The sequence below is a fragment of the Curtobacterium sp. NPDC087080 genome, from assembly GCF_044745105.1.
Taxonomy (GTDB): Bacteria; Actinomycetota; Actinomycetes; order Actinomycetales; family Microbacteriaceae; genus Curtobacterium.
Genome location: NZ_JBIUZP010000003.1, coordinates 229,730 through 253,069 on the forward strand (window position 1 = coordinate 229,730; position 23,340 = coordinate 253,069).

The 23,340-nt window shown below is 70.8% G+C and carries 24 protein-coding genes and 4 tRNA genes; 8 read left to right on the plus strand and 20 right to left on the minus strand.

The window, feature by feature from the left end; translation table 11 throughout:
- Positions 1–5: 5 nt before the first annotated feature.
- On the plus strand, positions 6–1,355 hold the full coding sequence (locus tag ACIPEQ_RS09300; protein WP_402714925.1) for a PIG-L family deacetylase: 1,350 nt from the start codon (positions 6–8) through the stop codon (positions 1,353–1,355).
- Entirely contained in the window at positions 1,352–2,083 is a 732-nt protein-coding gene (locus ACIPEQ_RS09305; protein WP_402714926.1) for a glycosyltransferase, read from the plus strand. The genes ACIPEQ_RS09300 and ACIPEQ_RS09305 overlap by 4 nt, the downstream gene beginning before the upstream one ends.
- 4 nt (positions 2,084–2,087) lie before the next feature.
- Here the strand turns inward: ACIPEQ_RS09305 and ACIPEQ_RS09310 are convergent, their stop codons facing one another.
- From ACIPEQ_RS09310 to ACIPEQ_RS09335, 6 genes are all read right to left on the minus strand, one after another.
- Positions 2,088–3,044 carry a biopolymer transporter Tol gene (locus ACIPEQ_RS09310; protein WP_402714927.1) on the minus strand — a complete coding sequence of 319 codons (957 nt, stop codon included), beginning with the start codon at positions 3,042–3,044 and terminating at the stop codon, positions 2,088–2,090.
- A 132-nt stretch (positions 3,045–3,176) separates the two neighbouring features.
- Positions 3,177–4,004: a carbohydrate ABC transporter permease gene (locus ACIPEQ_RS09315; RefSeq protein ID WP_402714928.1), complete on the minus strand. Its 828-nt coding sequence runs from the start codon at positions 4,002–4,004 to the stop codon at positions 3,177–3,179.
- A 4-nt stretch (positions 4,005–4,008) separates the two neighbouring features.
- Positions 4,009–5,004, minus strand: a complete 996-nt coding sequence (locus ACIPEQ_RS09320; protein ID WP_250367367.1) for a carbohydrate ABC transporter permease — start codon at positions 5,002–5,004, stop codon at positions 4,009–4,011.
- A 175-nt stretch (positions 5,005–5,179) separates the two neighbouring features.
- Entirely contained in the window at positions 5,180–6,481 is a 1,302-nt protein-coding gene (locus ACIPEQ_RS09325) for an ABC transporter substrate-binding protein (RefSeq protein WP_402714929.1), read from the minus strand.
- Between the two features lie 125 nt (positions 6,482–6,606).
- The gene (locus tag ACIPEQ_RS09330) at positions 6,607–7,758 is read right to left on the minus strand and encodes a Gfo/Idh/MocA family protein (RefSeq protein ID WP_402714930.1); all 1,152 of its coding nucleotides are present in this window, start codon (positions 7,756–7,758) and stop codon (positions 6,607–6,609) included.
- Positions 7,755–8,501: a sugar phosphate isomerase/epimerase family protein gene (locus ACIPEQ_RS09335; protein ID WP_402714931.1), complete on the minus strand. Its 747-nt coding sequence runs from the start codon at positions 8,499–8,501 to the stop codon at positions 7,755–7,757. Before ACIPEQ_RS09335 ends, ACIPEQ_RS09330 begins: the two co-directional genes overlap by 4 nt.
- Before the next feature lie 143 nt (positions 8,502–8,644).
- On the opposite strand from ACIPEQ_RS09335, the gene ACIPEQ_RS09340 reads away from it, so the two are divergent.
- Positions 8,645–9,856, plus strand: coding sequence for an ROK family protein (locus ACIPEQ_RS09340; protein ID WP_402714932.1), 1,212 nt, complete (start codon positions 8,645–8,647; stop codon positions 9,854–9,856).
- 57 nt (positions 9,857–9,913) lie between these two features.
- Complete coding sequence (locus ACIPEQ_RS09345; RefSeq protein WP_126891271.1) at positions 9,914–10,669, plus strand: YqaJ viral recombinase family protein; 756 nt, start codon at positions 9,914–9,916, stop codon at positions 10,667–10,669.
- 19 nt (positions 10,670–10,688) lie between these two features.
- On the opposite strand, the gene ACIPEQ_RS09350 is transcribed toward ACIPEQ_RS09345, so the two are convergent.
- From ACIPEQ_RS09350 to ACIPEQ_RS09375, 6 genes are all read right to left on the minus strand, one after another.
- Entirely contained in the window at positions 10,689–11,300 is a 612-nt protein-coding gene (locus ACIPEQ_RS09350; protein WP_402714933.1) for a Pr6Pr family membrane protein, read from the minus strand.
- Positions 11,301–11,384: 84 nt separating this feature from the next.
- Entirely contained in the window at positions 11,385–12,074 is a 690-nt protein-coding gene (rplA, locus tag ACIPEQ_RS09355; RefSeq protein ID WP_126891273.1) for a 50S ribosomal protein L1, read from the minus strand.
- 84 nt (positions 12,075–12,158) lie between these two features.
- Positions 12,159–12,590: a 50S ribosomal protein L11 gene (gene rplK / locus ACIPEQ_RS09360; RefSeq protein ID WP_017888638.1), complete on the minus strand. Its 432-nt coding sequence runs from the start codon at positions 12,588–12,590 to the stop codon at positions 12,159–12,161.
- Between the two features lie 122 nt (positions 12,591–12,712).
- Positions 12,713–13,765 carry a transcription termination/antitermination protein NusG gene (nusG, locus tag ACIPEQ_RS09365; protein ID WP_402714934.1) on the minus strand — a complete coding sequence of 351 codons (1,053 nt, stop codon included), beginning with the start codon at positions 13,763–13,765 and terminating at the stop codon, positions 12,713–12,715.
- Between the two features lie 161 nt (positions 13,766–13,926).
- Positions 13,927–14,205, minus strand: a complete 279-nt coding sequence (gene secE / locus ACIPEQ_RS09370; RefSeq protein ID WP_209678525.1) for a preprotein translocase subunit SecE — start codon at positions 14,203–14,205, stop codon at positions 13,927–13,929.
- A gap of 20 nt (positions 14,206–14,225) precedes the next feature.
- Positions 14,226–14,298 (minus strand) — tRNA-Trp (locus ACIPEQ_RS09375).
- A 230-nt stretch (positions 14,299–14,528) separates the two neighbouring features.
- On the opposite strand from ACIPEQ_RS09375, the gene ACIPEQ_RS09380 reads away from it, so the two are divergent.
- On the plus strand, positions 14,529–15,713 hold the full coding sequence (locus tag ACIPEQ_RS09380) for a pyridoxal phosphate-dependent aminotransferase (protein WP_402715246.1): 1,185 nt from the start codon (positions 14,529–14,531) through the stop codon (positions 15,711–15,713).
- Positions 15,714–15,836: 123 nt separating this feature from the next.
- Here ACIPEQ_RS09380 and ACIPEQ_RS09385 read toward each other — a convergent pair whose 3' ends face one another.
- Genes ACIPEQ_RS09385 through ACIPEQ_RS09395 form a run of 3 tightly spaced genes read right to left on the minus strand, consistent with a single transcriptional unit; the run spans position 15,837 to position 17,742 of the window.
- A complete protein-coding gene (locus tag ACIPEQ_RS09385; protein ID WP_402715247.1) occupies positions 15,837–16,874 on the minus strand; it encodes a UDP-N-acetylmuramate dehydrogenase in 1,038 nt (345 codons plus the stop codon).
- A complete protein-coding gene (locus ACIPEQ_RS09390; RefSeq protein ID WP_402714935.1) occupies positions 16,871–17,296 on the minus strand; it encodes a MaoC/PaaZ C-terminal domain-containing protein in 426 nt (141 codons plus the stop codon). Before ACIPEQ_RS09390 ends, ACIPEQ_RS09385 begins: the two co-directional genes overlap by 4 nt.
- Positions 17,293–17,742 (minus strand): MaoC family dehydratase N-terminal domain-containing protein, encoded by a 450-nt coding sequence (locus tag ACIPEQ_RS09395; protein ID WP_126891277.1) that lies wholly within the window; start codon positions 17,740–17,742, stop codon positions 17,293–17,295. Before ACIPEQ_RS09395 ends, ACIPEQ_RS09390 begins: the two co-directional genes overlap by 4 nt.
- Positions 17,743–17,863: 121 nt before the next feature.
- Between ACIPEQ_RS09395 and ACIPEQ_RS09400 the strand changes: the two genes are divergently transcribed.
- The gene (locus ACIPEQ_RS09400) at positions 17,864–18,241 is read left to right on the plus strand and encodes a hypothetical protein (RefSeq protein WP_402714936.1); all 378 of its coding nucleotides are present in this window, start codon (positions 17,864–17,866) and stop codon (positions 18,239–18,241) included.
- Positions 18,242–18,505: 264 nt separating this feature from the next.
- Here the strand turns inward: ACIPEQ_RS09400 and ACIPEQ_RS09405 are convergent.
- The 5 genes from ACIPEQ_RS09405 to ACIPEQ_RS09425 all read right to left on the minus strand — a co-directional run bounded on the left by ACIPEQ_RS09405 (position 18,506) and on the right by ACIPEQ_RS09425 (position 21,231).
- Positions 18,506–18,582: transfer RNA gene (locus ACIPEQ_RS09405), tRNA-Met, on the minus strand.
- 32 nt (positions 18,583–18,614) lie between these two features.
- A tRNA-Thr gene (locus ACIPEQ_RS09410) sits at positions 18,615–18,686 on the minus strand.
- A 92-nt stretch (positions 18,687–18,778) separates the two neighbouring features.
- Positions 18,779–20,038, minus strand: coding sequence for a peptidoglycan DD-metalloendopeptidase family protein (locus ACIPEQ_RS09415; RefSeq protein ID WP_402714937.1), 1,260 nt, complete (start codon positions 20,036–20,038; stop codon positions 18,779–18,781).
- Positions 20,039–20,184: 146 nt separating this feature from the next.
- Positions 20,185–21,006: an inositol monophosphatase family protein gene (locus ACIPEQ_RS09420; RefSeq protein WP_126891280.1), complete on the minus strand. Its 822-nt coding sequence runs from the start codon at positions 21,004–21,006 to the stop codon at positions 20,185–20,187.
- 143 nt (positions 21,007–21,149) lie between these two features.
- Positions 21,150–21,231, minus strand: a tRNA-Tyr gene (locus tag ACIPEQ_RS09425).
- A 118-nt stretch (positions 21,232–21,349) separates the two neighbouring features.
- Between ACIPEQ_RS09425 and ACIPEQ_RS09430 the strand changes: the two genes are divergently transcribed.
- Positions 21,350–21,838 carry a YajQ family cyclic di-GMP-binding protein gene (locus tag ACIPEQ_RS09430; protein WP_022906448.1) on the plus strand — a complete coding sequence of 163 codons (489 nt, stop codon included), beginning with the start codon at positions 21,350–21,352 and terminating at the stop codon, positions 21,836–21,838.
- 11 nt (positions 21,839–21,849) lie between these two features.
- Entirely contained in the window at positions 21,850–23,310 is a 1,461-nt protein-coding gene (cls, locus tag ACIPEQ_RS09435; RefSeq protein ID WP_402714938.1) for a cardiolipin synthase, read from the plus strand.
- Positions 23,311–23,340 lie beyond the last annotated feature (30 nt).

The following is a 23,340-nucleotide window of genomic DNA, read 5'->3' on the forward strand; positions in this document are numbered from 1 at the left end:
GTACGGTGCGGTTCGACCACCGCGAGCCCGGGGCAGACCCCGAGGCGTGGACGGCGTTCCTCCGCTCGGTGCCCGCGGTGCCGGTCGACCTGCACGGCGTCGGCGCCGTGGTCGTCGTCGCCCCGCACCCGGACGACGAGACCCTCGGCGCCGGCGGACTGATCGCGACGGCCGCTGACGCCGGCATCCCCGTCCACGTGCTCCTCGTCACCCGCGGCGAGCACTCCCACCCCGACTCCCCCACCACGACGCCGGCCGAGCTGGCCCCGCGTCGGTCGGACGAGTTCCGGGCTGCGCTCCGGGTCCTGCACCCGACCGCCGGTGCCACCGAGCTCGACGTGCCCGACGGCGCGGTGCGCGAGCACGCCGACGTGCTGCGGGCCGCACTCGAGCACCGGCTCGCCGGGGCACCGCGTCCGACGCTCGTCGTCGCACCGTGGCGCGGGGACGGCCACCGCGACCACCGGATCGCCGGCGAGGTCGCGGAGCAGGCGGTCGCCGCGACGCCGGGCGCGGACCTGCTCGCATACCCGGTGTGGGCGTGGCACTGGGACGACCCCGCCGCCCCGACCGCGCCGTGGGACCGGGCCCGCGCGCTCGTCCTCGACGCCGACGTCCGCGACCGGAAGGGCCGGGCGCTGGCCGCGTACCCCTCGCAGACGCTGCCGCTGTCGGACGCCCCCGGGGACGAGGCGATCGTCGACGACCGCCACGCCGCCCACCACCTGCGCGCCGAGGAGTGGCTGTTCGCGCCGCTGCGGTCCCGCTCTCGGGAGTCCTTCGACGCGCACTACGCCCGGAAGCCCGAGGGGTGGGACTTCGAGGGCTCGTGGTACGAGCAGCGGAAGCGTGCCGTCACCCTGGCCGCGCTGCCCCGTCCCCGCTTCCGGTCGGCGCTCGAGCTCGGCTGCGCGACCGGGGTGCTCACCGCGGCGCTGACCGGACGGGCGGACGCGGTCCTCGGGACGGACGTCGCCGCCGCGGCGATCGAGCGGGCACGGCACCGCGCCCCGGACGCGCGCTTCGAGACGGCCGCGTTCCCCGCGGAGTGGCCGGAGGGGCGGTGGGACCTCGTGGTGCTCTCCGAGGTCGGCTACTACCTGTCGCCGGACGACCTCGACCGGACCGTGGACCGGGTGCTGGAGACGCTCGACGACGACGGCGTGCTCGTCGCCTGCCACTGGCGCCACCCCGACGACGACGCGGTGACCGACGGTGACACCGTGGACGCCCGGCTGGTCGCCCGATGGCCACGGCCCGCGCTCGTGCACCACGTCGAGGAGGACTTCGTGCTCAGCGTGCTGCCGGGCCCGGCCGTCACCTCGGTCGGCCGGGCCGAGGGACTCGTCCGGTGAGTGCGGCGCGCATCGACGTCGTCGTCCCCGTGCACGACGAGGAGGCCACCGTCCGCGCCGCCCTCGCCGCGCTCGCCGCGGCCGTGGAGGCCCTCCAGGCGGCGCACCCGTCGGTCCGCTCGGGGGTCACGCTCGTCCTCGACGGCTGCACCGACGGCACCGCCGGCATCGTCGAGGCGGCGCGACGAGCGGACCCGCTCTGGCGGACCGGGCGGCTGCACGTCCGGACCTCGGCCCGTGTCGGCGTGGGGCGTGCGCGGGCCGTCGGGACCGCGCACGCGAGGGCACTCGCCCGGACGGTGTCGCCCGCTCGGCACTGGTTCGCGCACACCGACGCCGACTCGCGCGTCCACCCACAGTGGCTCGTGCAGCAGGTGGACGCCCTGCTCGCGGGGGCGCACGTGCTCGTCGGCGCGGTGGTCCCGGACCCGGACGACCTCGACCCCGCCGTGCTCGAGCGCTGGCGGACGGCGCACCCGCCGGGGGCGACGCTCGGGCACGTGCACGGCGCGAACCTCGGCGTGCGGGCGGACGCCGACACCGCACTCGGCGGGTTCGACCCCGTGCCGGAGCACGAGGACGTCCGGTTGGTGGAGCGGGCGCGGGCGCTCGGGCTCGACGTGCGGGCGACGACCGAGCTCCCGGTGGTGACGAGCGGGCGCTTCGCCGGCAGGACCCCGGGCGGCTACGCCGAGCACCTCCGTCGCACGTACGGCGACGCCGGTTGAGGGCTCAGGTGACCGGGTAGTCGCAGTACGCGAACCAGCGCGAGTCCGGCGACCAGGGCGGCACGTTGACCGTCCCCTGACCCCCGTCGAGCGCGACGAGGGTCTCGGGCACGACGGCGAGCCGTGCACCGCGCGCCAGGACCCCGGGCAGCAGCCGCAGCTCGACCCGGTGGTCCGCGGGGTGCCCCTGCACGCCGGGCTCGTAGGACAGGTAGAGCAGGTGCGCGCCGTCCGGTGACAGGTGCGGGAACCAGTCCACCCGGTCGTCGGCGGTGATCCGCACCGGGCCACCAGCAGCACCGTCGGACGCGCCGCCGTCGGACCCCAGCCGGAGCGACGCGAGCTGGGCGGTGCCCGGCGTGAAGCGCTCGGTGTTGAACAGGAGCGTCCGGCCGTCCGGCGTGATCGTGCAGCCGTCGTCCGGGTGTCCGTCGCGGGTCAGGAACGTCGTGGCCCCGGTCGCCGGGTCGACGAGGGCGACGTCGGTCGTCCAGACACCCTCCGGCGTGCGTTCCCCGACGATCGCGGCGAGGGCCGAGCCGTCCGGGGCGATCCCGTGCAGGTAGTACTTCCGCACGACCGGCAGCACCGACGCGGTGTCGGTGATGCGCGTCGCCGATCCGCCGTCGGGCAGCGGCACACGGTACAGCTCGCCGTCGCGGGCGCTCACCACGACCGACTCGCCCGACGGGTCGAGCACGTGGTCGTTGTTGATCTCGGCGACACCGGGCATCGGCACCGGGACGAGCGCGGTCTCGTCGAGCACCGGCCCGGTCTGCCGGAGGAGCCAGAGGTCGCCCCCGCCGTTGAGGACGATCGTGCCGTCGTGCAGCACGTTCGGCGCCTCGACCAGCAGTTCGCTCGACTCGAACACGAGTCGGCTCGTCCGCGAGGCCACGTCGTACACGTGCACCCGGCTGGTCTGTCCGGGCAGCAGCTGCCGCCCACGGGTCTCGGTCATGCGTCCATCCTGTCTCACTGATCGCGCTGCACACGTGACGAGACTCGGGCTGCGCGACGGCTCTCGGCCCGACGGCCGCGAGGAGTGTCGCCCAGCCCGAGTCTCGGGTCTGCAGGCGGGCCTGAGCGCCGCCTACTTCACCGCGCCCGCGGTCAGGCCGGCCACGAACTGGCGCTGCACGATGAGGAACGCAACCACGACCGGGATGCTCACGACCAGGCTCGCCGCCATGATCTGGTTCCAGTACACGTTCGTCTGCGTGGAGTACTGCTGCAGGCCGTTCGCGAGCAGCTGCCCGTCACCGTTCGTCATCACCGAGGCGAAGAGGACCTCGCCCCACGCGGTCATGAACGAGTAGATGCCGACCGCGACGAGACCCGGGCGGGCCGACGGCAGGATGACCCGGAACAACGCGCCCATCGGGCCGGAGCCGTCCACCATCGCGGCCTCGTCGAGCTCCCGCGGGATCGTCTCGAAGTATCCAGAGAGCATCCAGATCGAGAACGGCAGCGTGAACGTCAGGTAGGTGATGATCAGGCCGAGCCACGACCCGACGAGCTGGATGCCGAGCGCGTTCCCGAGGTTCGTGAAGATGAGGAACAGCGGGAGCAGGAACAGCACGCCCGGGAACATCTGGGTGGAGAGCACCGCCGTGGTGAAGGTGCTCTTGCCCTTGAAGTTCCAGCGCGAGACGCCGTAGGCGGCGAAGGTCGCGATGACCAGCGAGAACAGCGTTGCGATCGTGCAGACCACGAGCGAGTTCACGAAGTACTTCGCCAGCGGCACCGTCGACCACATGTCGATGAACGGCTGGAACGTGATGTTGGTCGGGATCCACGTGAAGTCGTTCTGCACGTCGCCGAGCGGCTTCATCGCCGTGGTGACCATCACGTAGAGCGGGACGACCGTGAACAACGTCAGGAGGACGATCGTGACGACCTTGAAGGACTTGGCGCCCATTGTTTCACGCACGGACGGACCTCCGGTTGGTCACGGCCAGGTAGATGCCCGTGACGATGAGCAGGAAGATGAGGAGCAGCACGCTCATCGCAGCGCCGGAACCGAAGTTCCAGGTGATGAACGACGCGTTGTAGATGTGGAAGCTGAGCAGGTCGGCGGCCGGCGGCTGCGCCGTCGAGCCGAACAGCACGTACGGCGTGTTGAAGTCGTTGAACGTCCAGAGGAACATCACCAGCACGAGCGTCACGTTCACCGGACGGACCATCGGCAGCGTGATCGAGCGCCACTGCCGGAAGGGCTTCGCACCGTCGACCGACGCGGCTTCGTACACGTCGTTGGGCACCGACTGCAGTCCGGCCATGAGCATGAGGAACGCGAACGGCCAGGTCTTCCAGATCGCGACGACGACGACCGAGACGAACGCGTTCGAGCCGATCAGCCAGAACGGTCCCTGCCCTCCGAAGAGTCCGAGCTGGTCGACGAGGAAGTGGTTCACGGCACCCGAGTCCCGCTGGAACATGAACTTCCAGGTGATGATGCCGGCGTACATCGGCAGCGCGTACGGCACGAGGAAGAGCGTGCGGAAGAGCCCGCGGCCCTTGAACGGCTTCTGCAGCGCGACCGCCGCGGCCATGCCGAAGGTCCACGCCAGCGCGACGACGATGACCGTGTAGCCGCAGGTGACGAGGAACGAGTTGAGGACGCCCTTGCCGATGGCCTGGTCGAAGTCGACGGCGACCGAGTAGTTCCGCAGCCCGGCGAAGGGCGCGGCCCCCCAGTTCGCGATGAAGTACTTGGTGAGCTGGACGAACGAGATCCAGATGCCGGTGAGCATCGGCACGATGTGGATGAGCAGTTCGAAGAGGACCGCCGGCGCGACGAGCGCGTACGGCAGCCAGTGGCGCTTCGGCTTCCGACCCGGCTGCGGCCCCGACAGGGTCGGGGCCTTCGTGTGGGTCAGGTCGATGCGCTCGGAGTCGGGCAGGACCGAGGTGGTCATGGGTGGTGGCCTTCCGGCGAGGACGGGATCGGGTGCGCCGCCCACCGGGCCGTGGCAGCGGCCTGGAGGGGCGACCAGCGTGAGCCGATCGGCTCACCCCCGGCACGGGGCCGGGTGTGGAGGGGGCGAGGCCCGGGGCGCGTCCTGCGGACGCACCCCGGGCCTCCCGGCCGACTTAGCCGACCGACTGCGAGACCTGGTCCTGCGCGGTCTGCAGGGCCGTCTCGATGTCACTGTCGGACACCGTGCCGCCGGTGGCGATCTTGGCGAACATGTCGTTCATCGCCTTGCCGACGGTCGACTCGAACTGGTCCTCGGCGGGCACCAGCGGGAGCGGCTTCGCCTTGTTGTTGTAGATGTCGAGGAACGTCTTCGTCTGCTCGTCGGTGACCGAGTCGGCAGCCGAGGCGAGCACCGGGAGGGCCGCGTACGGCTTGTCCAGCGTGGCCTGCGTGTCCTCGCTCGTCATGTACTTGACGAACTTGAGGGCACCGTCCTTGTTCTTCGTGTTCTTGAAGACCGACAGGTTGATCCCGGCCGGGAAGGACGCGATGTCCTTGCCGTCAGCGGTCGTCGGGAAGGGGACGACACCGAACTGGTCGGCGGTCATGCCCTGCGACGTGATCGTGGCGTTCGCGTTGTTCTGCGTGAGCATCATCGCGGCCTTGCCGTTCGCGAAGTCCGAGACCGCCTGCGTGCCGTTGTCGTACTGCGCATTCGAGGGGTTGACGACCTTGTCCGACTGCATCAGGTCGAGGTAGCGCTTGATGCCGTCGACGTTCGCCTTGTCGGTGAACGTCGGCTTGCCGTCCTTGTCGAACCACTCGCCGCCGTTCTGGGCGGAGGTGATGAAGGCGAAGTGCGCGTTCTCGGTGTAGGACCCGCCGGCGATGGTGAAGCCGTACTTGTCTCCCGAGGTGAGCTTCTTGGCGTCGGCGGTGAGGTCCTCCCACGTGGTGGGTGCCTCGAGGCCGGCGTCCTGGAACATCTGCTTGTTGTAGTACAGGCCGTAGGCGAGACCGTAGAGCGGGACGCTCGTGACGGTCTTGCCGGGAGCACCGCCGGTGGAGAGCGCGACCTTGCCGAACTTGTCGGCGCCGCCGATGGCCTGCATCTCCGAGTCGCCGAACTCCTGGAAGGCGCCCGTGGCCTGGAGCGACGTCGCCCAGGTGTTGCCGATGTTGACCACGTCCGGGCCCTGGCCCGAGGTGACGGCGGTGGTGATCTTGGTCTGCAGGTCGTTCCAGCCGATGACCTGGAGGTTCACCTTGATCCCGGTCTCCTTGGTGAACTTCTCGAGGACGGGGGTGAGCACCTCCTTGTCGTTCTGCAGGGACGTGCCCTGGTTGGACGCCCAGTAGGTGAGCGTCTTCGAGTCGCCGGACGAACCGGACGATCCCGAGGAGCAGGCTGCGAGGCCGGTCACGGTGAGTGCCGCGGCCGCGGTGATGGCCAGTGCGCGGATGGCAGTGCGCATGACTCTCTACTTTCTCGTCGTTGAGGTGGTGCAGGAGGTGGTGCGTGGTGCTGGTCGTGCTGTCGGGTGCTGCTGTGTGGTGCGGTGTCCCGCCCCGGTCGACCTCGACCGGGGACGTGTGGCCGTCAGGCCAGCGTGGACGCCGCGGGGTCCCAGCCCTCGGGGAGGGTCGGGGATGGTGCGACGGTGCTCTCCACGAGCACGGTCTCACCACGTTCGGCTGCCTCGGCGATGGAGACCATCACGTCGAGGACGTGGAAGGCGAGGGCGCCGGGGACCCGGTTCTCCTCGCCGGCGCGGAGCGAGCGGGCCAGGTCGACCACGCCGGTGCCGCGCGAGTAGGTGGAGCCGACCGCCGGGATCGTCTCGGGCTCCTCGGCGCCGTGCGCGTAGAGCTCGGTGTCACCGTCGAAGTTGTTGGGGTCGGGGAACACGACCGTGCCCGTCTCCCCCGCGATCTCGACGAAGCCGGTGCGGCCGCGGTCGGACTCGAACGAGAAGACGCTCTGCGCGCTCCCGCCGTTCTCGAACTGGATCAGGGCGGAGTGGTTCGTCGGGACCTCGACGGGGAACTCGGTGCCCGCCTTCGGGCCGGAGCCGATGGCCCGCGTGGCGCGGGCCTTCGACGCCGTCGCGGTGACCTTGGCGACCGGACCGAACGCCTGCACGAGGGTGGTGATGTAGTACGGGCCGATGTCGAAGAGCGGACCCGCGCCGACCGCGAAGAGGAACTCGGGGCTCGGGTGCCACGACTCCGGGCCGGGGCTCTGGAAGAGCGTCAACCCGTTGAGCGGGGTGCCGATCCGGCCCTCGCGGACGGTGCGGAGCGCGGTCTGGAGCCCGGCGCCGAGGAAGGTGTCCGGCGCGACGGAGACCGTCAGACCGGCGGACGAGGCCGCGTCGCGGAGCCGCGTCGCGCTCTCCCGGTCCAGCGCGTAGGGCTTCTCGCCCCAGACGTGCTTGCCGGCGGCGAGGACCTGCAGGGCGACCTCGACGTGTGCGGCGGGGATCGTCAGGTTGACGACGATCTCGATGTCGTCGTCGGCGAGCAGCTGCTCCACCGAGCCGGACCCGGCGACGCCCCACTTCTCGGCCTGGGCGGCGGCCCGCGGCTCGTCGATGTCGGCGATGAAGCGGACCTCGACGTCGGGGAAGACCGTGAGGTTCGACAGGTACTGGTCCGAGATGACGCCGGCGCCGATGACGCCCACGCCGACCGGGCCCGTGCGGCGCGCGGTGTCCGCGGACGGGGTCGCGGTGGTGTCGGTGGTGCTCATGCGCGGACCCCCTGCAGGAATGCGTAGGAGTCGGCGACGGCCTGGAAGACGTCCCCGTCGTGGTCGTCGAGCTCGACGACGTGCAGGGCGTCCGGCGCCGCGGCGACGATGTCGCGGATCGGCATGATGCCGTTCCCCACCGCGACCTGCCGCTTGTCGTCGTGCGATCCGTCGCCGTCCTTGACGTGCAGGAACTGCACCTTGTCGCCGTACTTGCCGAGGATCGCGACCGGGTCGTCACCGCCGACCGTCACCCAGTAGGTGTCGAGCTCGAGCACGACGTCGTCGGACAGCGCGTCGGCGAAGACCTCGTAGGCGCTCACGCCGTCGATGCGGTTCGAGAACTCGAACGCGTGGTTGTGGTACCCGAGCACGAGCCCGTGGTCGGCGGCGCGCGGCGCCAGGGCGCTGAGCTCGCGGGCGACCGCCTCGACGTCCTCGCGGGTGGTCCAGCGGGCCTCATCGATGTGCGGGTCGATCAGGGTGCCGAGCCCGACCGTGACGCTGGCGTGGAAGATGCGCTCGAGGTCCTGCTCCCCCGCGTCCAGCAGACGGGCGTGGCCGCTCGGGACCTGCAGGCCGGCCGCGGCCAGGGCGTCGCGCAGTTCCTCGGCACGGTCGACGAACCCGAAGGCCTCGACGTTCGTGTAGCCGATGGAGGCGATGCGCTGCAGCGTGCCCGGCAGGTCCGCCGAGAGGGCGTCACGCACGGTGTAGAGCTGGACCGACAGGGGTTGGGTCACCAGGGGTTCTCCTCGTCGAGATGGTGGATCGTCAGTGATCGAGCGTCACACTATGGCCGCTTCTGTCGGCGGTCAAGCAAAAGTTGTGACGTCCTCGACAGTCTTCGTTGCGCGGCGCGTTCGATGTGTGCTTCACTCCCGACATGGTCGACTTCACCCGGACGGCAGCGTCGCCTCCGGTCGGAGCGAGCGAGCTCTTCCAGATCCTCCGCGACGGCGTACCGCGGACCCGGGCGGAGCTCGCCGCCCTGACGGGACTCGCACGCTCGACGATCGCCGTGCGCCTCGACGCCCTCGTCGACGTGGGCCTCGTGGGCCCCGTCGAGACCGCTGCGTCGACCGGTGGTCGGCCGCCGGCCCAGGTCGCCCTCGTCCCCCGCGCCCGCCTCGTCGTCGCCGCCGACCTCGGCGCCTCGCACGGACGGGTCGCCGTGACGGACCTCGTCGGTGCGCCGCTCGCGACCCGGGAGGCCGCGATCGACATCGCCGCCGGCCCGGTCCCCACCCTCACCTGGCTGGTCGAGACCGTCGACACGCTGCTCGACGAGGTCGGCCGCACCCGTGGCGACGTCGTCGCGATCGGCATCGGCGTCCCCGGTCCCGTCGAGTTCTCCACCGGCCGACCGGCGAACCCGCCGATCATGCCCGGCTGGGACGGCTTCGACGTCCCCGGCTGGCTGCGCGGCCACCTCTCCGCGCACGTCCTGGTCGACAACGACGTGAACATCGCCGCGCTCGGGGAACGCGCGCACGGCTGGGCGGACGTCGACCATCTCCTCTTCGTCAAGGTGGCGACGGGCATCGGGTCGGGCATCGTCTCCGACGGGCAGCTCCGCCGCGGCGCACAGGGCACCGCAGGCGACATCGGTCACGTGCGGGTGTCGCGCGCCGGCGACGTGCCGTGCCACTGCGGCAACACCGGCTGCCTCGAGGCCGTCGCCTCGGGCCCGGCCATCGCACGCGCCCTGCGCGCGAAGGGTCACGACGTGCACACCAGCGGAGACGTCATCGCACTGGTCGAGCGCTCGGAGCTCGACGCGATCGGCGCCGTGCGGCAGGCAGGACGGGACATCGGCGAGGTGCTCGCCACGTGCGTCTCGCTCGTGAACCCGTCGGTGATCGCGCTCGGTGGCTCGATCACACGAGCTGGGGAGCACCTGCTCGCCGGCGTCCGCGAGGTCGTCTACGCCCGTTCGATGCCCCTCGCCACCGAGCACCTGGTGATCGCCCAGTCCCGGGCCGGGTCCGTCGCCGCGCTGCAGGGCGCGGCCGCGCTGGCCATCGGCTACGCGCTCTCCCCCGCCGGCGTCGACGAGCTCGTCGCCTACGCGGAGGGGCGGGCACTCGTCTCCTGAGCGCGGACGTCGCGCGTCGGTTCGCGCCGTGTCGGTCCGCGGGGTGAGAATCGTCGGGTGACGATCGTGCAGCCCACACTGTGGGGCGACCTGGACCCCGGCCTGGAGGCCCTCCCCGCCTCCGCCACGCCGGCCTCGTCCGGCGCACGCTCGGCCGCGCGCGACGCCGCGCCCGTGGGTCGGTCTGCCGCAGGTCCGCGCTCCGCGCCGGGCGTCCACGACGCGTTCACCGCACTCCGCGGGCACACCGAACGCATCGTCGCCCACTCGTCGGACCGGGTCGCGTGGCTCCGTGCCCGCGCGATGGGCATCACCGCGACCGACGTCGCACGGCTCGCCTCGCTTCGCGCCGTCGAGGCCGTCGTCGCCGAGAAGCGCTACGGCTCCCGGTTCTCGGGCAACGCCTGGACCGAGCACGGCAAGGACCGCGAGCCCGTGATCGCCGCCTGGGTCGCTGCCACGCACGGCATCGAACCGTCCGCGCACCTGTTCCACGCCAGCACGAACCGCGCGCACCTCGCCACGCCCGACGGGGTGGGTTGGGACGCCTCGCAGCGCCTCGTGCTCGCCGAGATCAAGACCACGGGCAAGGCCTGGCGGAGCATCCCCCGGCACTACCTGCGCCAGGTCTGGTGGCAGCAGTACGTCCTCGGCGCCGACCGGACCCTGTTCGTCTGGGAACGCCACGACGACTTCGTGCCCGTCGCCGACGAGCCGGAGTGCCGGTGGGTCGACCGCGACGACGACCAGATCCGCGGTCTCGTGCAGCTCGCCGACCTGGTGCTCGACAAGCTGCGGGCGTTCCGGGTCTAGTCCTTGCGGATCCAGACCGTCACGGCACCTTCACCAGGCGGAGCCGGCTCATCCCCACCACGAGGATGCCCATCAGCCCGATGAAGACCGCGACGCCGAGGCAGTACAGGGCGACGACGAGGTAGCCCTGCGCCGGGTCGAGGAACGGGTACGGGACCCACCCGTCGGTGGCGCCACGGACGAGCACCACGACGAGCCACACGGCCGGGTAGACCAGGAACCACCACACGTGCCGCAGCAGCAGTCGCGCCCGGTCGGAGAACAGCAGCCAGTCGAGCACGGCGTACGCCGGGATCCACCTGTGCAGGACGTCGTTCGACCACGGCACGGAGTTCGACACCGAGGCCCCGACGAGCAGGGTGTTGTAGACGACGCCGGTCGTGGCGATGTACACCGTCGCCGCTCCACGGAAGCCGCTGAGCAGCAGGTCACCGCGCTTCCGCCTGGCCGCCGCGACGAGCGTCAGCGCGAAGGCCACCGCGACGACGATGTTCGACTGGATCGTGAAGTAGCCGAAGAAGTTCCAGAACAGGTACCCGGGCGTCCGGGACGTCACGAGCCACTGCGCGAGCACCGCGGCCGCGACGGCGATCACGGCGACGAGCCGGAGGGAGTTGACGAGGGTCCGCACGCTGCCACGCTATCGGGACAGGGCCCGGTACGCAGGAAGGCCCGCACCGGAGTCGGTGCGGGCCTTCCTGATCCGATCAGTCGATCAGATGGCGTTGACGTCGAGCGGGATGCCCGGACCGAAGGTCGTCGAGACGGCGCCCTTCATGATGTAGCGGCCCTTCGAAGCGGACGGCTTCAGGCGGACGATCTCCTCGAGCGCGGTGGAGATGTTCTCGTCGAGCTGCTCCGGCGTGAACGAGGCCTTGCCGACGACGAAGTGCACGTTGGCGTGCTTGTCGACGCGGAACTCGATCTTGCCGCCCTTGATGTCGTTGACGGCCTGCGCCACGTTCGGGGTCACGGTGCCGGTCTTCGGGTTCGGCATGAGGCCACGCGGGCCGAGCACCTTGCCGAGACGACCGACCTTGCCCATGAGCTCCGGCGTCGCGACGGCCGAGTCGAACGCGGTGTAGCCCTCGGCCACCTTCGCGATGAGCTCGTCGCCACCGACCTCGTCGGCACCGGCGGCGATGGCGGCCTCGGCCGCAGCGCCCACGGCGAAGACGATGACGCGGGCGGTCTTGCCCGTGCCGTGCGGCAGGATGACCGTGCCGCGGACCATCTGGTCGGCCTTGCGGGGGTCGACGCCGAGCTTCAGCGCGACCTCGACCGTGGAGTCGGTCTTCGCCGAGCCGGTCTCCTTCGCGAGGGCGACTGCCTCGGTCGGGGTGTAGAACTTGTCGGCCTCGATCTTCGCGGCCGCGGCCTGGTAGGCCTTGGACTTCTTCGCCATGGTGTTCTCCTCAGGAGCTACGTGGTTGACGAGCCGGCGAGGCTCTCCCACGGAAAGGGGTCGGGGTGTGTGGGGCGCTGAGGCTTACGCCTCGACCGTGATGCCCATCGAACGAGCGGTGCCGGCGATGATCTTCGCGGCCTGCTCGATGTCGTTGGCGTTCAGGTCGGCCTGCTTGGTCTCGGCGATCTGACGGACCTGGTCCATCGAGATCTTGGCGACCTTGACCGTGTGCGGAGTCGAGGACCCCTTCTGCACACCCGCAGCCTTCTTGATCAGCTCTGCGGCCGGCGGGGTCTTGAGGACGAACGTGAACGAACGGTCCTCGTAGACGGTGATCTCGACCGGCACGACGTTCCCGCGCTGCGACTCGGTCGCGGCGTTGTACGCCTTGCAGAACTCCATGATGTTCACGCCGTGCTGACCGAGCGCAGGACCGATCGGCGGGGCCGGGTTGGCGGCGCCCGCGTTGATCTGCAGCTTGATGAGGCCCGTGACCTTCTTCTTCGGTGCCATGTTGTGCTTCCTCCTGGAATCGAACGCACGGGGACCCGTGCACTCTCCCGCTGGCCCGGCGGATCCGGACCGCGGTGAAGCCCCGCATGCCACAGCACGCGGGGCCAAACCTCAGTAGCTTACTACAGCTTGGTGACCTGGTCGAAGCTGAGCTCGACCGGGGTCTCGCGCTCGAACAGCGAGACGAGGACGGTGAGCTTGCCGCTCTCCGGCTTGATCTCGGAGATCGAACCCGGCAGGCCCGCGAACGAGCCCTCCTTGATGGTGATCGTCTCGCCGATCTCGAAGTCGACCTCGGCCTGCGGCTGCGCCTGTGCGGCACCGCCGGACTTCGCGCCACCCTTGGTGGGCGCGGCCTCGGCGACCTGGACGAGCGACTTCAGCATGCCGAACGCCTCGTCGAAGCGCAGCGGCGTCGGGTTGTGGGCGTTGCCGACGAAGCCGGTGACGCCGGGGGTGTGGCGGACGACGGACCACGAGTCCTCGTTGAGGTCCATGCGGACGAGCACGTACGAGGGGATCCGGACGCGGGTGACCAGCTTGCGCTGCCCGTTCTTGATCTCGACGACGTCCTCCATCGGGACCTCGACCTGGTAGATCGAGTCCTCCATCGACATCGAGATCATGCGGTTCTCGATGTTCGACTTCACGCGGCGCTCGAAGCCCGCGTAGGAGTGGATGACGTACCACTTGCCCGGCTTCATCCGCAGCTCGGCCTTGAACGCGTCGTACGGGTCGACCTCGGCGGGCTCGTCGTCGGTCTCGTCGGCGTCGAGCGCCTCGTCCGCGGCGAGCGTCTCGTTCGCCTCGGCTGCGGAGGCGTCCTCGAGCTCGGTCTCCTCCTCGTCCTCGACGGCCTCGACGGCTGCCTCGGCCTCGTCGGCGGAGTCGATCTCGAGCGCGTCGTCCACGACGGCGTCGGCCTCGGGGTCACGGGACTCGGCCAGCGCCGTGAGCGCCTCGTCGATCGAGGTGTCGACGGTGCCGTCGTCCGGCTCGTCGCTCAGCCCGAGGGAGTCGTCGTCCTCGTCCTCGACGGAGATCGCGCGCTCCTCGGCGGACTCGACCGATCGGCCCTCGGCGGTCTCGACGTCGCCTTCCTGGTTCTCCTCGACCTCGGAGGACTGCTCGGCAGCCGTGGCGAGGTCGATGTCGTCGCGGGAGTAGTCAGACACTGTCGATTCTTTCCGTTCGGTGGTGCGGATCGGGTGTTCGGCCGGAGCGGGTGCTCCCGTCGCCGTCTCGGGCGACCGTACTCCTCCTGGGATCCGGTCTGGTGGACGGACGCGGAGCGACCGCTGTCGGACCGGCCACGCTCGGGCCGGCCCACGACGGATCAGACCGTCGGACCGTTGCCGAAGACGTAGCCGACGCCGAGTCCGAAGACGAAGTCGAGGATCGACACCAGGATCATCATCACGACGACGAACACGAGCACGACGCCGGTGTAGCTGAAGAGTTCCTTGCGGGTCGGTGTGACGACCTTGCGGAGCTCGCCGATGACCTGGCGGATGAAGAGGACGACGGCAGCGATCGGGCCACCACGCTGAGCACGGTCGGCCTTGGCCTTTGCGACGACGTCATCCGTCGTCGTCTCCATGTCCTTGCTCGCCACCTTCACACCTTCCAGACTTGCAGGGCGGACAGGACTCGAACCTGCAACCTGCGGTTTTGGAGACCGCTGCTCTACCAATTGAGCCACCGCCCTGTAGGGGTCGGAACCCCCGAGCGCACGTTCCGTCACCGTTCCGTGCGCCGGTGGTCGAGTGTACGGGAGTCCGTCACACGCTGTCCACTCGGCCCCTCCCCCCGGCGTGCCGTCCCGGTAGGCTGGCGGCCGTGAGCACCGCAGCCCCCGGCCCCGAGTCCACCACCCCCGAGCACGCCAGGACCTCCGGCGAGTCCGTCTCCGTCGACGCGACCTCCGACCGTCCGCGCATCGCGTCGCGCATCGCCGCGATCGCCGAGTCCGCGACGCTCAAGGTCGATGCCAAGGCGAAGGCACTCAAGGCCGCCGGTCGCCCGGTCATCTCGTTCGCCGCGGGCGAGCCGGACTTCGCCACGCCGCAGCACGTCGTCGAGGCGGCCGTCCTGGCCGTGCAGGACCCGGCGAACCACCGCTACACGCCCGCGACGGGCCTGCCCGAGCTCAAGCGCGCGATCGCCGAGAAGACCGCTCGCGAGTCCGGCACCACCGTCGACCCGTCGCAGGTCATCGTCACGAACGGCGGGAAGCAGGCCGTCTACCAGGCCTTCCAGACCGTCGTCGACGAGGGTGACGAGGTCCTCCTCCCCGCCCCGTACTGGACCACCTACCCCGAGGCGATCGCCCTGGCCGGCGGCACCCCGGTCGAGGTCTTCGCCGGCAGCGACCAGGACTACCTCGTCACGGTCGAGCAGCTCGAGGCCGCCCGCACCCCGAAGACCAAGGCGCTGCTCTTCTGCTCGCCCTCGAACCCCACCGGCTCGGTGTACTCGGCCGAGCAGACGAAGGCCATCGGCGAGTGGGCGCTCGAGCACGGCATCTGGGTGATCAGCGACGAGATCTACCAGGACCTGGTCTACGACGACGTCGCCTTCACGGGCATCCTCGACGCGGTACCGGCCCTGGCCGACACCACGATCCTCGTCAACGGCGTCGCCAAGACGTACGCCATGACCGGGTGGCGCGTCGGGTGGTTCATCGGCCCGGCCGATGCCGTGAAGGCTGCGTCGAACCTGCAGTCGCACCTGTCGTCGAACGTCGCGAACGTGTCACAGCGCGCAGCGATCGCGGCGCTCACCGGCCCACAGGAGCCGGTCGCGGCGATGCGAGAGGCGTTCGACCGCCGCCGCCGCACGATCGTCGAGGGGCTCAACGCCATCCCGGGCTTCGTCACGCCGACCCCCAAGGGCGCCTTCTACGTCTACCCCGACGTCACGGCGCTCCTCGGCCGCGAGTGGGCGGGCTCGACCCCGACGACGACGCTCGAGCTCGCCGACCTGATCCTCGAGCACGCCGAGGTCGCGGTCGTCCCGGGCGAGGCCTTCGGCCCCTCCGGCTACATCCGGATGTCCTACGCGCTGGGCGACGACGACATCGCCGAGGGCGTCCGCCGCCTCGCGGCGTTCTTCTCCGCGTAGACCCCCTCCGCACCACGCAACGTGGGCGGTTCCTCGCAGCGCTGTACCGCTGCGAGGAACCGCCCACGTTGCGTTCCGCGAGCCCCTGACGGTCGGCCGGGAGGCGCGGCGTGCGTCCGGTGGTCAGCTCGCGGCGAGCAGGTCCCCCACCACGACCGGCTCCGGCACCAGCGAGACCCCGAAGCGGTTCAGGACGGTCACCTGGACGTACCGCGCGAGCTCGGCGACCTGGGCGGCGGTCGCCCCGCCACGGTTCGTCAGCGCGAGGGTGTGCTTCGACGAGATGGCGGCGTGCGACCCGGGGACGGCGTACCCGCGGTGGACCCCCGCGTGCTCGATGAGCCAGGCGGCGCTGAGCTTGACGTCCTCGCCCACCGGCCAACGAGGGGCCTCGGCGGGGAGTGTCTCGGCGAACGCGGCCGACACGATCGGGTTGGTGAAGAACGAACCCGCGCTCCAGGTGTCCGGGTCGGCGTCGTCGAGCACCATGCCCTTCGCGGCGCGGAGCCGCAGGACCGTCTCGCGGATCGTCATCGGGTCGACCGGGGTGCCGAGGTCCACGCCGAGCGACCCGGCGAGCTGGGCGTACCGGACCGGCACCCCCTGGTCGACGGTCGTGCCGAGGCGGAACTCCACCGTGAGCACCACGCCCCGACGTCCGTGCTTGAGCGTCGAGGTGCGGTAGCCGAGCGCCAGCTCGGCTGCGTCCACCCACGCGCGCTCCCCCGTCGACGCGTCGAGGAACTCGACCCGGGTGAGCACGTCGGAGAGCTCGACGCCGTAGGCGCCGATGTTCTGCACGGGGGAGGCACCGACCGTGCCCGGGATGCCGCTGAGCGCCTCCAGGCCGGTCCAACCGTTCTCGACGGTCGTCGCCACGAACCGGTCCCACGGCTCACCGGCCGCGACGCGGACGGTGACCCCGTCCGCGTCGGGCTCGGCGTCCACGCCGTGCGTCCGGACCAGCACGACGGTGCCGGTGAAGCCCTCGTCGGCGACGAGCAGGTTGCTGCCGCCGCCGACGACGAGCCACTCGTCGTCCTGCCACGCGGTCTGCGCGTGCGCGACGAGCTCGTCGGTCGTGTCGGCGACCAGGAGGGTCGCCGCGGGGCCGCCCACCCGGAACGTCGTGAGGTCGGCCAGTCGCGTCGCCACGGTCAGCGGAACGCCACCGTGACCTGCGCCTTGCCGAGCACGGTCTGCCCGGCGGCGGTCACGGTGAGGTCGATGCGCTGCGGACGGCCCTGGTCGTCGACGGTGCCGACCTTGGCGACCACGCCGACGGTCGCGCCCTCTTCCGGGTCGACGACGACCGGGCGCGTGAAGCGGACGCCGTAGCGCTCGACCCAGCCGCGGTCGCCGAGCCATTCGGAGACGGGCTGGACGGCGAGTCCCATCGTGAGCATGCCGTGCGCGAGCACGCCGGGGAGGCCGACCGACGCCGCGACGTCGTCGCGGTAGTGGATCGGGTTGAAGTCGCCGGAGGCCCCGGCGTAGCGGACGAGCGCGTCGCGGGTCAGGTGGACCTCGCGCTCGGCGACGACGGTGCCGACCTCGAGCGCGGTGGCGGGTGCGGTGGTCATGCGTCGTCTCCTCGGACCACGAGGGTGGAGGTCGCCGTGACGACGTGCTCCCCCGAGGCGTCCTGCATCGTGCTCTCCGCCGTCACCATGGCGTTGCCGCCCAGGGTCTTGACGCTGGTGACGGTGAGCGTGGCGGTCAGCTCGTCGCCGGCCACGATCGGCCGGTCGTAGGTGAAGGACTGCTCGCCGTGCACGACACGGGAGAAGTCGATGCCGGCGTCCGGCTCGGCCAGGAGCTGGGCGAGCGTGGCCTCCTGCACGACCACGGCGAAGGTCGGCGGTGCGACGACGTCGGCGTACCCGGCGGCGCGGGCGGCATCGGGCTCGTGGTGGATCGGGTTCGTCGCGAACACGGCGCGGGAGAACTCACGCACCTTCTCGCGACCGACCAGGTAGGGCTGGGCCGGCGGGAACGTCCTGCCGACGAGCTCGGGGTTCACTGACACGGGTGCGAGTCTACCGAGCACCCGCGACACGCTCCCGTTCCATGAGCTTGCATCGGTTAGGCTCGGCCCACGGCGTCCGGGGGGACACCGAGAGCACGACTCCGGGGACGGGGAGGGACGCATGGAGCACACGACCGAGTACGCGGTCCACACGGGTGACCGCTGCACCGCGATGGAGGTCGCCAGCGCGGCGCTCCGTCAGACCGGACACCGGGTCGAGTCGACGGGTGGCACGATCACCGCAACGACCGGGAACCGGCTGCTGACGATCCTGCTCGGCGCACTCGTGCACCCGTCGCGGGAGTTCCGGCGGTACGAGCTCTCGACGACCGTCACGGGGACGTCGACCACGATCACGCTCCGCCACGCGCAGCACGGCACGGCGGTGTCCGGTGGGGGCATCGGGGCGGGACGCCGGCGGAGCGCGTGGCAGCAGGTGGAGGCGACGCTCGAGCGAGCGCTCCGTACCGCGGGCGTGCTGGCCACTCCCCCGCGCTGAGCCCCGGGCGTACCTGGTCGCAAAGGGCATACCTGGTCGCATCGGGCGTGCCTGGTCCGGCAGAACGACCAGGCATGCCCGATCACGCCAGGTACACCGCCCGTTACGGGAAGGATCGGGCGGTCCGACCGCGCTGCACGTCGAGCGCCGACGAGCCCGATGGTGCCCTGGCCCCGACCGCGCGCTGCCCGGGTGTCACGGTGGGCCCGGGATCACGGTGGCCCCGGGAACGACGAAAGCCCGGCGAACTGGCCGCCGGGCCTGTGGTAGCGAGGACGGGACTTGAACCCGTGACCCCACGATTATGAGTCGTGTGCTCTAACCAACTGAGCTACCCCGCCAGAGATCCGGAGCGACAACGGCTCCGGGTCGGAGCCCCGAGTCAGGATTGAACTGACGACCCCTTCCTTACCATGGAAGTGCTCTACCACTGAGCTATCGGGGCGAGTGCCGCTCGGCGGCACCAGACGAGCGTAGCAGACGAGCGGCGGTGGTCGGGAACCGGACGTGTCGCCCGGGCGTGCCGCCGCTCCTCCGCTAGTTCGCGTTCGCGCGGAGCCAGGCCAGCGGGTCCACGGGGACCCCGCCGACGTGGATCTCGAGGTGCAGGTGGGGTCCGGTCGAGTTGCCGGTCGAGCCGACCTCGCCGAGCTCGTCACCGACGGCGACCTCCTGCCCGGTGACGACCTTGAAGGTGCCGTCCTTCATGTGTCCGTAGACGCTGACGAACTGCTTGCCGTCGACGTCGTGCTGCACCCAGACGTCGTTGCCGAACCCGCCGTCGTGCGCCTGCACCTTGATCACGGTGCCCGCGGCGACGGACCGGATCGGCGTGCCCTCACCCGGGGCGAAGTCGACGCCCATGTGGTTCGTCGAGCAGAACGAGCAGCCCTCGACCTGGCGGCCGCCGAAGCCCGAGGTGATCGGGACGCCGGTCAGGAACGGCCACTGGATCGAGCCGTTCGGGTCGTTCGAGAAGCTCGACGCGTCGACGTTCTTGTACTGCGTCGCGGCCGTGACCGAGTACTGGTCGCGGGTGGTCTCCGCGTCAGTGGCACCGTCACCCACGCTGAGTGACTGGCCGTCGCCGTCGGCGGTGGTCCGGGCCGTGGTGGTGTCCGCCGGCGGGACCCAGAGGGCCTGTGCCGGCAGCGAGGTCGAGACGACCAGCCCGGCGGCGAAGAGCAGCGCCCCCACGGCGGTGACGCGGGAGGCGTTCCGACGGAAGGCGTCTCCCCGGCGACCCGGGGCCGGGGTGACGGGCGTGGTCGCACCGGCGATGTGACGGGTCGCGCGGTCGACGTGGACGGCCGGGGCGGTCCGACGCGCACGGACGCGGCCGGCCTGCGAGGCTCGATCGGCCGCGGGGGCAGCACCGGACACCGAGACTCGACCGGCGCGCGACGTCGGAGCGGTCGCGGAGCGTCGGACGTCAGCGGAACGGTCCGCCTCGACCGCAGGGGTGGGTGCGCGCGAGGCGTCGACCGCAGGCGCGACGTCCGGTGAGGCGGGGGCCGGCGGGGTGACCGCACCCGCGGACGGCGCGGGTCGGACCGGGGAGGCCGGGGCGAGGTCGATCGGGGAGGCCGGGGCGGCGGGCGTCACCGGGGCGACGAGCTCGTCGAACGACGGCGCGACCACCGGCGACTGCTGAGCCGTCGAGGGGCGCGGGGACACCGTCGCAGCGGCACGACGCTCGGCCTCGATGCGTGCGCGTCGCGTCAGGTGCACGACCGGTTCGGTCGCGGTCTCGGAGCGGGTGGGCGTCGGCACGGTCGGCTGGGAGGCGTGGGGCATGTGTTCGGGGCTGATCCTGATCGGGGCACGAGGCGCTCGTTGGTAACGAGCAGGTAACGGGACTGCAGCACGCTAGCAGGGGCGGTCCCGCGCCGCCAGTCGCGTGCACGACCGTGCAGCCCGCGCAGCGCTGGTCCGACCCGCGGTCAGTCGGCGAGCACCTCGGCCTCGAGCCCGCGCACGAGGGCCTCGAGCTGGTCCGCCACCGCCGGCGCGGCGAACAGGAACGACCGCGTGCCACCGGCCTCCCAGATCCGGACGGACGCCCCGGCCTCGGCGGCGACGAGCGACCCGGCTGCCATGTCCCACGGGTTGATGCCGCGCTCGTAGTAGGCGTCCACCGTTCCGGCCCCGACCGCGCAGCAGTCGAGCGACGCAGCTCCCGCGCGCCGGACGTCCCGCACCTCCCCGATCAGCCCGGCGAGCACCGCGACCTGCTCACGACGGCGGTCGGCGGTGTAGCCGAACCCCGTCGCGACGAGCGTCTCGGCGAGCGATGCCGGCGTCGACACCCGGAGCGGGATCCCGTCACGCGTCGCGCCCTCGCCGGCCACCGCGCGCCACACCGTGCCGGTCGCCGGTGCCACGACGATCCCCGCGAGCGCCTCCCACTGCGTCGGGTCCGCACTCCCCCGGACCACGCCGATGCTCACCCCGTACTGCTCGCTGCCGTACAGGTAGTTGACCGTGCCGTCGATCGGGTCGACCACCCACGTGATGCCCGTCGACCCGGCACCGGAGCCGGACTCCTCGCCGTGGAAGCCGTCGTCGGGTCGCGCTTCGGCGATCCGGGTGCGGACGAGGTCCTCGACCTCGCGATCGGCAGCCGTGACGACGTCGACGATGCTCGACTTCCGGTCGGCGACCTCGACGCCCTCCGCACGTCGGCGAGCTGCGAGCGCAGCGGCCTCGCGGGCGATCGACTCAGCGAGGTCGGCGAACTGGGCGGGAGTGAGCGTGTCGGGCATGGCACCAGCCTGCCGGATCGCGACCCGGAAGGACGCCAGCCCACCATCGGCACGGCACCGACCCGGGAACGACAGCCCCGTGAACGACGACAGACCCCGTGAACGACGACAGCCCCGTCCGTGGTGGACGGGGCTGTTCGATGTGGCAAGTGAGGGATTCGAACCCCCGAAGGCTACGCCGGCTGATTTACAGTCAGATCCCTTTGGCCGCTTGGGTAACTTGCCGTGTGCGCACCCGGCCGGTGTGGTCACCAACCGAAGGCGCGCTGAAGAGCATACCGGACTCCGGAGGGTGCTCGTGACCACCGAACCGGCACCCCGCCACGCAGTTAGGCTGTGCGGCATGGCAGACAGTTCCTTCGACGTGGTCAGCAAGGTCGACAAGATGGAGGCGGAGAACGCCCTCAACCAGGCCGCCAAGGAGATCGAGCAGCGGTACGACTTCAAGGGCGCTGACGCATCGATCGCGTTCAGCGGCGAGGACGTCCTCATCAAGGCGAACTCCGAGGAACGAGCCAAGGCCGTCCTCGACGTGCTGCAGAGCAAGGCGATCAAGCGGAACATCTCGCTGAAGAGCCTCGACGCCGGCGACCCCTACCCCTCGGGCAAGGAGTACCGCATCGAGGTGAAGTTCAAGAACGGCATCGAGCAGGACGTCGCGAAGAAGATCGGCGCGTTCCTCCGCGCGAACGCCCCGAAGAGCGTGAAGAACCAGATCCAGGGTGACGAGCTCCGCGTCTCCTCCAAGAGCCGCGACGACCTGCAGAACACGATCCAGCTCCTCAAGGGTGAAGAGTTCGACGTGCCGCTGCAGTTCATCAACTTCCGCTAGCGCCGCACCCCGTGGAGCACTGGCTCGGCGTCGCGGTCACCGTCCTCCTGGTCCTGCTGGACCTGGCGATCCGCGTCTTCTCGATCATCTACGTCCCGTACAACCGGAAGCCGCAGACCGCGACGGCCTGGCTGCTCGCGATCTTCCTGATCCCGTACATCGGGTTCGTCGTCTTCCTGGTCATCGGGTCGACGAAGCTGCCGAAGGCCCGTCGCGAGAAGCAGACGGAGATCAACGCGTACATCCTCGAGCAGACCGAGGGCATCGAGCGCGTGCGCCGCGACCACCCGTGGCCGCCGTGGCTCGAGAGCGTGACGAAGCTGAACCGTGAGCTCGGCGCCATGCCGCTCGTCGGCGGCAACTCCGCCGAGCTCTACCCCGACTCGTACGAGTCCGTGCAGGAGATGACCCGCGCGATCGACCAGTCGCGGCGGTTCGTGCACGTCGAGTTCTACATCGCGACGCTCGACGACACGACCCGGCCGTACTTCGAGGCCCTCGCCCGGGCGCAGGCGCGCGGCGTCACGGTCCGGTTCCTGCTCGACCACTGGGCCAGCCGTGGGTACCCGGGCTACAAGGACACGCTCGCCTTCCTCGACCGCGCGGACATCGAGTGGCACCTCATGCTCCCGCTGCAGCCGCTGCAGGGGAAGTTCCAGCGCCCCGACCTCCGCAACCACCGGAAGATCATGGTGATCGACGGGTCGGTCGCCTTCACCGGGTCGCAGAACCTGATCGACCCGTCGTACGACCTGAAGTCGCACATCGAGAAGGGCATGGTCTACAAGGACCTGTTCGCCCGGTTCGAGGGGCCGGTCGTCGCCGGGCTCAACGCCCTGTTCGTGACCGACTGGTACAGCGAGACCGACGAACTCCTCCTCCGCGAGAGTGACCCGGTGCAGCGCGCCGACCGCGGCGACGCGCTCGACTGCCAGGTCGTGCCGTCCGGGCCCGGCTTCGACGGCGAGAACAACCTGCGCCTCTTCAACGCCCTGCTCTACGCGGCCCAGGAGAAGGTGTCGATCACTTCGCCGTACTTCGTGCCGGACGACTCGATGCTCTACGCCATCACGACGACCGCCCAGCGCGGGGTCGAGGTCGAGCTCTTCGTCGGCGAGATGGGCGACCACGCGATGACGTGGCACGCGCAGCGGTCCTACTACGAGGAGCTCCTGCGCGCCGGCGTCCGGATCTGGCTGTACCGGGCCCCGACGATCCTGCACGCGAAGCACTTCACCATCGACGACGACGTGTCCGTCATCGGGTCGAGCAACATGGACATGCGGTCCTTCAGCCTGAACCTCGAGGTCTCCGTCATGGTGCGCGGCAAGCGCTTCGTCGACGCGCTGCGCGGCGTGCAGGACGCGTACAAGGACGCGTCCTTCGAGCTCACGCTGGACGCGTGGCTCGAGCGCCCGCGCCGATCGCAGGTCCTCGACAACGTCGCGCGGCTCACCGCCGCCCTGCAGTAGGCCCCTGCCGGGAGGCGCGGCGCACGCCCG